Here is a 9,617-nt window from a genome sequence, read left to right as displayed (position 1 = left end):
ATGCGCCCCCCCGCCCATGGGGCGCCACGCCCCCGGGTCAGCGCGCGACGGGCGCCACGACGACCGGCTCCCACGGCACGCGCCGGCCGGCACCGCGCGGCCGCCCTCGACCTCACGCGGCGGGCACCGTGGCCTCGAAGTCGACGGCGCGGGTCTCGGGACCGGCGGCCGCGCCGGCGGTCCCGAGGAGGCCGCCGACGGCGAGCAGGACGAGGACGGCGACGGCGTAGGGCATGACGCTTCCGAGGCCCTCCAGGAAGAAGGCGTAGAACGACGGGATCACCACCGACACGCTGAAGCCGAGCCCGAAACCGGAGGCACGCACGTCGGTGCGGAACCGCTCGGTGATGTAGGGCAGCACGACGCCCCACGGCGCGGTGACGACGATCGAGAACGCGCACACCACGAGGATGACCAGGCCGAGGGGCAGGCCCCTGCCGTTCACCAGCACAGCCATCAGCGCGACGCCCACGGTGGCGATGAGCAGTCCGCTGATCACGAAGAACCGCTTGCGGCCGATGCGTTGGCCCAGCACGCCCGAGCCGATGTAGCTCCCGACCAGGCAGACGTAGGCGATCAGCAGGGTCACCGTGAGTTGGTTGTTGGAGAGCCCCACGAGATTGCGCAGCACGGTCGTCGGCAGGAAGAGCGTCACGAGGTTCTGTGTCAGCCAGAACCCGCTCATCATCCCGAAGACCTGGAGGAAGGTCGGGCTGCGCAGGACGGCGAGGAGCGGGCGGCCGGGACTGCCCTGGGAGGTGCCCTCGGCCTTCGCGGCCTCCGCGGCCTGCCAGACCTCCGACTCGGAGACGCTGCGCACGTAGTACGTCGCGAGGACGAAGGCCAGCAGTGCGCCGAGCACGAACGGGACGCGCCACCCCCAGACGGCGTAGGCCGAGTCGGGCCCGGCCAGCGGGAACAGCGCGAAGCACGCCAGGCCGAGGAGCGTGATCACGACGTAGGCCAGGGGAAAGGCCGCCAGGATGATCCCGCCGAGCAGACCGCGGCGGCTCTTCGTCGAGTACTCCATGGCCAGGGGCAGCGCGCCGGTGTAGCCGCCGCCGAGGCAGACCCCGTCGAGGAAGCGCAGCAGGACGAGCAGCCAGTACGACGCGATGCCGATCGTCGCGTAGCCGGGCACGAGTGCGATGAGCAGGGTGATCACCCCGAAACCGGTCACCGAGATGATGGTGCTGCGACGCCGCCCCAGCCGGTCCGCGAGTGCGCCGAACACCGCGGCGCCGATCGGCCGACCGACCAGCGTGGTCACGAAGACCAGCGAGGTGAAGATCGCCGTGGTGCCCGGATCAAGGCGCGCCGGCTGGAAGTAGATCAGTGCCGGGGTCAGCACCACGGTCGGCAGGTAGATGTCGAACATGTCGACGAACTCGGCGAAGAAGGCCCCGCGGGTCGCCGACCGTCGCTTCGCCGCGCGCCGAGGGTCCTCCTCCGCGCCGGGCGTGGCGGACGTGCTCGTCACCGGGCCGGCGTGCTCGTGACTCGTCATCGAGACCACTCCTCGTCCCCGACGCGGCCTTGCGCCGTCGGCGATCGCCATGCATCGTCAGGCTGTCAGACAATCGGAACGTAGGGCTGGCCCACAGCTCGCGTCAACCGGGTGGGTCGCGGGCCCGCAGCGGGCCGGTCTCGACGAGGAGGCGCGATGGGGCTGGACGAGGCGCAGGTCAGGGCGACACTGCACGGGGGGCTGCTCGCGGGGCTGCCCCCCGGGCCCGGATGGAGCCTGCTGCTGGAGATCGCCGGTGGTCGCTTCCTCGTCCGGGTCGCCGACGGCGACGTGCACTGCGAGGGCGCGCCCGGCCTCAACGCCACGTGGGACGTCGGCTTCGCCGTATCCGACGTCGAGTGGGAGGAGTTCTGCGCCGACCCGCCTCCGCGCGGCGCGACCTCGGCGCAGGCACTGGTCGCGACGCGGGGCAGCGAGCGGGTCACGGGCCGCCGGGAGGTGTGGGCGCGGGCGGCGCCGGCGATCGACCGGTTCCTCGACGCACTGCGGTCCGGCGAGAGGGCCCCCGTCACGCGCCGCCCCGATCCGGCACCCGCTCCGCTCGGCTTCGGGCCGAGTGTCGGGCGCTACCTGCACCTCGACGTCGCCGGCGAGCGCCGCCGGGTCTTCGTCGAGACCGCCGGGGAGGGCCCGGCCCTGTTGTGCCTGCACACGGCGGGCGCCGACTCGCGCCAGTTCCGTGGGCTGCTCGAGGACCCGCGGGTCACCGACCACCATCGGGTCGTCGCCTTCGACATGCCCTGGCACGGGCGCTCCGACCCACCCGAGGACTGGCAGCACCGCCGCTACAGCCTGGACACCACCACGTACGCGACGACGGTGCTCGCGGTCGCCGAGGCCCTCGACCTGGACCGGCCCGTGCTCCTCGGCTGTTCGATGGGCGGGGCCATCGCGCTCTACCTCGCCTGCGAGCACGGCGAGCGGTTCGCCGGGGTGTGCGCCCTGGAGGGCGGCCTCGGGAGCCCCGGGCGCTTCGTCGAGTGGACCCACCGCGCGGACGTCGACCACTCCGGGTTCCTGGCCAGCTGGGTGGGTGGGCTCATCGCCCCGGCCAGCCCGGCGGGGCCGCGCGCCCAGACCCTGTGGGGCTACGCCAGCAACGGTCCGGGCGTCTACCAGGGCGATACCTCGTTCTACTCCGTCGACTTCCCGCCCGTCGCCGCCGAGCTGGGCCCCGCGACCTGCCCGCTCGTCGTGTTCAGCGGCGAGTACGACTACTCGGCCACCACCGAGATGAGCCGCCGGGCCGCCGAGCAGCTCGGCGGTCGGCTGGTCGTCATGCCCGGCCGCGGACACTTCCCGATGTCCGAGGACCCCGAGGGCCTCCTCGAGCACCTCCTGCCGGTCCTCGCGGAACTGCGGACCGGACCGCGGGGGGACCGGGGATGAGCGAGCACGAGGTCCTCGCCATCCGGTACGGCACCCGCACCACCAGCTCCGCCGAGAGCTACCTCAACTGGTCCGTCTACGGCGAGCCCGATGCGGCCTTCCGCATGGACTACTTCTTCTGGGTGGTCCGTGACGGCGACCGCACGACGGTCGTCGACTGCGGCTTCGATCCCGAGGTCGGTCGTCGCCGGGGCCGCGAGGTGCTCGTCGACCCGATCGAGGCCCTCGCCGCGCTCGGCGTCGACGCCGCGCGGGTGGAGCGGCTGGTCGTGAGCCACGCGCACTACGACCACATCGGCAACCTCGACCGGTTCCCGGCCGCCGAAGTGGTCATGACCGCTCGTGAGCTCGAGTTCTGGACCGGCCCGTACGCCGGGCGCGCGCAGTTCGCGCACTCCACCGAGACCGACGAGATCGCCGACCTGGCCCGAGCCCACGCCGAGGGCCGGGTCACGACGTTCACCGGGCGCTGCGAGCTCGGCGGCGGCTTCGCGCTGGTCGAGGTCGGGGGGCACACGGCCGGACAGCTCATCGCCCAGGTCGCGATCCCCGGCGGGGAGGCCGTGCTCGCCACCGACGCGCTGCACTTCTACGACGAGCTCACCGACGACCGCCCGTTCTTCGTCGTCGCCGACCTCGAGGCGATGTACGCCGGGTTCGACACGCTGCGCGCTCTCGCCGAGGCCCCGCACCGGGTGCTCGTCGCCGGGCACGACGCCGACGTCGGGCGCCGCTTCCCCGCGCGCGTGCAGGGCACCGGCATCGACGAGCTCGTCATCCGCATCGAGGCCGGAGCGGAGGCGCCACGGTGACCTACGAGGAGGAGCAGCACCGATGAGACCGGTCGGCATGATCGGACTGGGCAACATGGGCGGCCGCATGGCGCGCCGGCTGGTCGACGCGGGCCACGAGGTCGTCGGGTTCGACCCCGTCGCCGGGCGCGCCGAGGCCGTCGGCGCGCGGGCGGCCGCGAGCCCCGCGGAGGTCGCCCGCGCGTGCGCCACCATCCTGCTGTCGCTGCCGGACTCGGCGGTCGTCGAGCCGGTCGTCCGCGGGGACGACGGCGTGCTCGCCGGGGGCGCGCCCGGGACGACCGTCGTCGACCTCTCGACCGCGTCCCCGCAGTCGACCGTGGCCCTGGCCGCAGAGGCCGCCGCCCGCGACGTGACCTACCTCGACGCCGGGATCTCCGGCGGCGCGGCGGCCGCCGAGAAGGGCACGTTGACGATCATGGCGGGTGGGGACGCCGCCGCGGTCGACGCGATCCGCCCGGTGCTCGCGCCCCTCGCCTCGACCGTGCACCACCTCGGCCCGGTCGGCGCCGGGCACACCGCCAAGCTGCTCAACAACTTCCTCAACGCGGTCACGTTGGCCGCCACCGCCGAGGTGATGGTGGCCGGAAAGCGGGCCGAACTCGACCTGCGAACGCTGCTCGCCGCGATCAACGGCGGCAGCGGGCAGTCGTTCGCATCGAGCCACCGCTTCCCGCGGATCCTCGAGGGCGACTACCTCGAGGGCGGCCTGACGAGCCGCCTGATGACCAAGGACGTCACCCTCTACACCGAGCTGCTCGGGCGCCTCGGCGTCCCGTCGCTCAACGCGGCAGGCCCGATCGCGTCGTTCGGGCTGGCTGCCCACCTCGGCTACGGCGACGTCATCTCCAACCGCGTCGTGGATGCCCTCGGGGACCTCGCCGGCGGTGTCCGCGTCCAGCAACCCACCACCGAGCCCACCCAGGAGGCCCAGTGAAGATCGTCCACGGGCGCGCCGACGGCGCTGTCACCGAAGCACGCGGAGCGACGTTCACCGGCACGGTGTGGGGCGACCCGGTGCTTCCGAGCACTGACGGCACCACGGTCAACTCGGTGACCTTCACCCCCGGCGCACGCACCTACTGGCACCACCACGAGCGCGGCCAGATCCTCGTCGTCACGGCGGGCACGGGGTGGGTGTGCACGCACGGCGGGAAGCCGCAGCCGCTGACCGTGGGCGACGTGGTCTGGGTGCCGCCCGACGAACAGCACTGGCACGGGGCGGGGCCCGGCACGATCATGACACATCTCGCGGTCTCGCTGGGCACCACGACCTGGCTCGACGAGGTGTCCGAGGACGAGTACGGGCAGGCCGGGCGATGAGCGGTGACGGAGTCCGTCACGGGGCCGACGACCGCTTCGAGCGGGGCCTCGCGATCCGCCGGGAGGTCGTCGGCCAGGACCACGTCGAGCGCTCCATGGCGAACGTCAGCGAGTTCTCCCGGCCCGTGCAGGACTACGTCACCCGGTGTTGCTGGGGCGAGGTGTGGGACCGGCCCGGGCTCGACCGGCGCACCCGCAGCCTGCTCAACCTCGTGATGCTCACGGCGCTCGGCAAGTCCCACGAGCTCGCGGTGCACGTGCGCGGCGCACTCACCAACGGCGTGACCGAGACCGAGATCCAGGAGGCGTTGCTGCAGGCCACCGCCTACTGCGGTGCGCCCGCCGGGCTCGAGGCCTTCCGGGTGGCGGACGGGGTACTGGACGAGATGCGGGAGCGGTCGTGACGGCCGGTGGTCCCGCCGGCCGCACCGTCGGCTTCGTCGGTCTCGGACACATGGGGACGCCGATGGCATCGCGCCTCGTCGACGCCGGGCTGACGGTGCGCGCGTACGACGCCTCGTCCGCCGCGCGGGACGCGTTCGCCGCGGCCGTGCCCGGGGCGACCGTGGTCGACTCGGGGGCCGACACCTCCACCGGGGCCGAGGCGGTGGTGCTGTGCCTTCCGAACTCCGACGTGGTCGAGTCCGTCGTGGCCGAACTGGAGGCCGCCCGGCTGATCGTCGACATGAGCTCGTCGGAGCCACTGCGCACCCGCGCGCTGGCGGAGTCGCTGGCCGCCACGGACCGGGTGCTGATCGACGCACCGGTCTCCGGCGGTGTCTCCGGGGCCCGCGCCGGCACGCTCGCGGTGATGGTGGGCGGGCCCGACGAGGTCGTCGCGGACCTCGAGCCCGTGCTCGCGGTCATGGGGCGTCCCCGGCACGTCGGGCCGGTCGGCGCGGGACACGCATTGAAGGCGCTGAACAACCTGATGTCGGCCGCCCACCTGCTCGCGAGCTCCGAGGCGGTGCTCGTCGGCGAGGAGTTCGGGCTCGACCCCGCGGTGATGCTCGAGGTCGTCAACGGGGCGTCCGGGCGCAGCGGGTCGACCGAGAACAAGTGGCCGAACCACATCCTGCCGGGTACCTACGGCGCCGGCTTCGGGCTGGGGCTCATGGTCAAGGACATCCACATCGCCCTCGACCTCGCCGGGAGCACGAGCGTCCCCACCCGGCATGCCGCGGCGACGGTCGAGCTCTGGGACGAGGCCCTCGCCGCCCTCGGGCCCACCGCCGACCACACCGAGATCGCTCGCTGGCTGCGGAGCTCGACCCGACGGAACAACGAGGAGGCGTCGTGACGCTGACCGACGAGCAGCAGGCCATCAAGGACGAGTTCGTCCGCGTGCGCGGGACGTGGGGCGAGCCGTGGCAGCACATGCTCGAGCTCGACCAGGCGTTCGTCCGCGCCTACCTCGACTTCTCGGCGGTCCCGTGGCGTCGCGAGCCCGGGGCCCTCTCGCCGAAGGTGCGCGAGCTGCTCCACATCGCTGTCGACGCCGCCGCGACCCACCTCTACACGCCCGGCGTCCGGCAGCACGTGCAGGCCGCGCTCGACGTGGGCGCCACCCCGCACGAGATCATGGAGGTCCTCGAGCTCACGAGCACGCTCGGCATCCACGCCGCCAACATCGGCGTGCCGCTGCTGGTCGAGGTGCTCACCGAGGAGGGCCTGCGCGACGGGCCGGCCCCGCTCGACGCACGCCAGGAGCGGCTCAAGGCCGAGTTCACGGCGACCCGGGGCTACTGGCACACGTTCTGGGACGAGATCCTCGAGCTCGACCCGGACCTGTTCGAGGCCTACGTCGCGTTCTCGTCGGTGCCCTGGCACACCGGCACGCTCGAGCCGAAGGTCAAGGAGCTCGTCTACTGCGCGTTCGACGCCTCGGCCACCCACCTCTACGTGCCCGGCCTCAAGCTGCACCTGCGCAACGCACTCGGCCACGGCGCATCCGTCGCCGAGATCCTCGAGATGTTCGAGATCGCGAGCGTCGTCGGGATCCACGCGGCGACGACCGCGGCGCCGATCCTGGCCGAGCTCGCGGGAGAGCCGTCGTGACCGCGGGCCTGCCCACCTCGGAGACCAGCACCCCGGGACCGGCCGAGCAGGCCGACCAACCGGCTGCTCCGGTGCCGGCCGGCCGGGTCACCGTCGCGCGAGCCTGATCGGACCGGGTGCATGGGATGATCGCGACCGTGCCTGCGCCGGTGTGGGGGTCCGAGCCGTTGCGCCGCGTCGCCGCGCCGTTGCGGGAGCAGGCGACCGACCGGGTGCGCTCGGCCATCCTCGACCTCCGGCTCCGCCCCGGTGAGCGCCTCATCGAGCGCGAGCTGACCGAGAGCCTCGGCGTCTCCCGCGCCACCGTGCGCGAGGTCATCCGCCAGCTCGCCGCCGAGGGCCTGGTGACCGTCGTCCCCCAGCGCGGGGCGGAGGTCACGTCGTTGTCGGCGTCGGACGCGGCGGACATCTACGAGATGCGCGCCTCGCTCGAGGCACTCGCGGTCCGGCGCTTCGTCCAACGGGCGGGAGACGACCAGGTGCGGGAGCTGCGGCGGGCCGTCGACGAGATCGCCCGCAGCGCAGAGGTGTCCGTGAACGAGGTCGGTGACCACCTCGGGGCGAAGGACCGGTTCTACGAGGTGCTCATGGAGGGATCGGCGAGCGGACCGCTGCAACAGACCCTGGCCGGGCTCCAGGCGCGGGTCCGCCTGCTGCGGGCCACCTCGCTCTCGGTGCCGGGTCGGCCGGCCGAAGCCGCCGGGGAGTTGCGGGCCGTCGTCGACGCCATCGAGGCGAGGGACGCGGACGCCGCCGCCGACGCGTGCGTCCGCCACATCCGCGCAGCGGCGAGCACCGCGACCGCTCAGCTCACGGCCTGAGAGCCGGAAGCCACGGGAGCCATCGGCACGACGGACTCAGCGGCATCGGTCCCCTCGGCGACCTCGCCGCGTTACGTAGGGTGGCTGGGTGGCACCGGCGCTTGCTCAGTTCTTCTCGTTCCGCGAGCGCGACCTCGACGGCGCGAAGGCCGCGGTGGGACAGGACTTCTTCACCACCTCGATGGACCTCCTGGACCGGACGGCCAGCTACGACTTCCGGTTCGACGGCATCGTGCTCGGCGCGCTGGCCGTCGGGGTGTCCCACATCAATTCGGGCCTCGAGATCGGCACGGCGGACCTGGAGGACTGCTACTACGTCAACTACGCCGCCAACGGCTCGATGCACGCCCGCCACCGCCGGCACGCCCTGGAGATCACGCCGGGGCTCGGGGCGGTGTACCACCCCGTCGGGCCGGTGGCCATGACGACCAGCGACGAGTACGGCTCCTACGCGGTGCGCGTCGACCGGCGCGCGGTCAACGAGGCGCTGGAGGAGCAGCTCGGTCACCCGGTGCCCCCGGACCCGGTGCTCGAACCACACATCGACCTGCGCAGCGGCCCGGGGCGGCGCTGGGACCGGCTGGTCCGTCTCCTGTGCGACGAGGCCGCCACGGCGCCGAGCGTGCTGTCCCACCCGATGATCGCCGCACCCCTGCACGACGCCGTGGTCAACGGGTTCCTCCACGCCACCGGACACCGGTGGCGGAGCGCCCTGGAACGCCCGACGCAGAGCTGGAGCCCGACGCCGGTGCGTCGCGCCGTCGACGCCATCCGCGCCGACCCGGCGCAGCCCTACACCCCGGCCGGTCTCGCCCGCCTCGCCGGCGCGTCGACGCGCACGCTGCACGACGGCTTCCGGCGCCACCTCGACACCACACCGATGGCCTACCTCCGCCTCGTCCGGCTCGAGCGTGCCCACGCCGAACTGCGCGCCTCCGACCCAGCCGGGACCACCGTCGCGGCGGTCGCGCACCGGTGGGGCTTCGGCCACGTCAGCAGGTTCGCCCAGGCCTACCGCCGGACCTACGGCCGCGCCCCGGGAGACACCCTGCGCACCCGCTGAGCCCGGGGCCGTCGCCGAACGGTCGGGTCTTGCCGTGCGCGGATGGACCGGCGCACGCCGCGCTCGGTAGACCTCTCGTCGTCCACCCGGCACACAGCGCGGGAGTCCACCGGGCCCCCGAGGGCTGAGAGCGAGCGATGACCTCCGACCGCGACCTGACCGTCCCCGACGACGAGCCCTCGGTGTCGATCGTCGACACCGTCTGCGGAACCGTGGTGCGCACCCGCGCGGAGCTGGGGTTCGTCGCCGCCGTCCGGCTGCGCCGCGTCGCCCTCCGCCACCACCCCGGCGGGCTGGTGCTCCTCGACCTCCGCGCCACCCTCGCCGCCGAGACGGTCGTCGTGGCGGCGGTCGCCGACCTGGCGGACGGTCTGCGTGCGCGTGGCGACGCCCTCGTGATCGTGCGGTCCCCGCGGACGCCGCAGCCGCTCGTCGGGGCCGCGGGCGCCCCGGTGTACGCCTCGCTCGCCGAGGCCTTCGGCTGCCCGTCCTGCGCGTCCGACTCGCACTGGGTGGACCTCCCGGCCCGGCTGTCCGATCGTCGCCCCCCGGCGATCGGCGGTCGTCGCGGGATGGGTCCGGACCGTTCTCCCCTCACCCCGGGTACCCCGGTCCGGACCCAT

The 9,617-nt window shown here is 73.5% G+C and carries 11 protein-coding genes; 10 read left to right on the top strand and 1 reads right to left on the bottom strand.

All coding sequences use genetic code 11. The annotated features are described in order from the left end of the window. Window positions 1-112: 112 nt before the first annotated feature. Window positions 113-1,507, bottom strand: a complete 1,395-nt coding sequence (locus tag AC0CYZ_RS21795; protein WP_472219177.1) for an MFS transporter — start codon at window positions 1,505-1,507, stop codon at window positions 113-115. 156 nt (window positions 1,508-1,663) lie between these two features. On the opposite strand from AC0CYZ_RS21795, the gene AC0CYZ_RS21790 reads away from it, so the two are divergent. The 10 genes from AC0CYZ_RS21790 to AC0CYZ_RS21745 all read left to right on the top strand — a co-directional run. After that, window positions 1,664-2,917, top strand: a complete 1,254-nt coding sequence (locus tag AC0CYZ_RS21790; RefSeq protein ID WP_472219174.1) for an alpha/beta fold hydrolase — start codon at window positions 1,664-1,666, stop codon at window positions 2,915-2,917. After that, a complete protein-coding gene (locus tag AC0CYZ_RS21785) occupies window positions 2,914-3,729 on the top strand; it encodes an N-acyl homoserine lactonase family protein (protein WP_472219172.1) in 816 nt (271 codons plus the stop codon). Before AC0CYZ_RS21790 ends, AC0CYZ_RS21785 begins: the two co-directional genes overlap by 4 nt. Before the next feature lie 22 nt (window positions 3,730-3,751). Next, window positions 3,752-4,666 (top strand): NAD(P)-dependent oxidoreductase, encoded by a 915-nt coding sequence (locus AC0CYZ_RS21780; protein ID WP_472219170.1) that lies wholly within the window; start codon window positions 3,752-3,754, stop codon window positions 4,664-4,666. Then, window positions 4,663-5,052, top strand: coding sequence for a cupin domain-containing protein (locus tag AC0CYZ_RS21775; protein ID WP_472219168.1), 390 nt, complete (start codon window positions 4,663-4,665; stop codon window positions 5,050-5,052). Before AC0CYZ_RS21780 ends, AC0CYZ_RS21775 begins: the two co-directional genes overlap by 4 nt. Then, window positions 5,049-5,456: a carboxymuconolactone decarboxylase family protein gene (locus tag AC0CYZ_RS21770; protein ID WP_472219166.1), complete on the top strand. Its 408-nt coding sequence runs from the start codon at window positions 5,049-5,051 to the stop codon at window positions 5,454-5,456. Before AC0CYZ_RS21775 ends, AC0CYZ_RS21770 begins: the two co-directional genes overlap by 4 nt. Then, complete coding sequence (locus AC0CYZ_RS21765; RefSeq protein ID WP_472219164.1) at window positions 5,453-6,352, top strand: NAD(P)-dependent oxidoreductase; 900 nt, start codon at window positions 5,453-5,455, stop codon at window positions 6,350-6,352. The genes AC0CYZ_RS21770 and AC0CYZ_RS21765 overlap by 4 nt, the downstream gene beginning before the upstream one ends. Next, complete coding sequence (locus AC0CYZ_RS21760) at window positions 6,349-7,110, top strand: carboxymuconolactone decarboxylase family protein (RefSeq protein WP_472219162.1); 762 nt, start codon at window positions 6,349-6,351, stop codon at window positions 7,108-7,110. The genes AC0CYZ_RS21765 and AC0CYZ_RS21760 overlap by 4 nt, the downstream gene beginning before the upstream one ends. A gap of 137 nt (window positions 7,111-7,247) precedes the next feature. Beyond that, window positions 7,248-7,931 carry a GntR family transcriptional regulator gene (locus tag AC0CYZ_RS21755; protein WP_472219160.1) on the top strand — a complete coding sequence of 228 codons (684 nt, stop codon included), beginning with the start codon at window positions 7,248-7,250 and terminating at the stop codon, window positions 7,929-7,931. Between the two features lie 88 nt (window positions 7,932-8,019). Further along, a complete protein-coding gene (locus AC0CYZ_RS21750; protein ID WP_472219158.1) occupies window positions 8,020-8,994 on the top strand; it encodes an AraC family transcriptional regulator in 975 nt (324 codons plus the stop codon). A gap of 137 nt (window positions 8,995-9,131) precedes the next feature. Then, the coding region (locus AC0CYZ_RS21745) for a hypothetical protein (RefSeq protein ID WP_472219156.1) at window positions 9,132-9,617 on the top strand (486 nt) is incomplete at its 3' end.

This window comes from Actinomycetospora sp. (assembly GCF_055612215.1).
The sequence above is the reverse complement of the archived record's forward strand: the minus strand, read 5'-3'. Positions and strand labels throughout refer to the sequence as shown.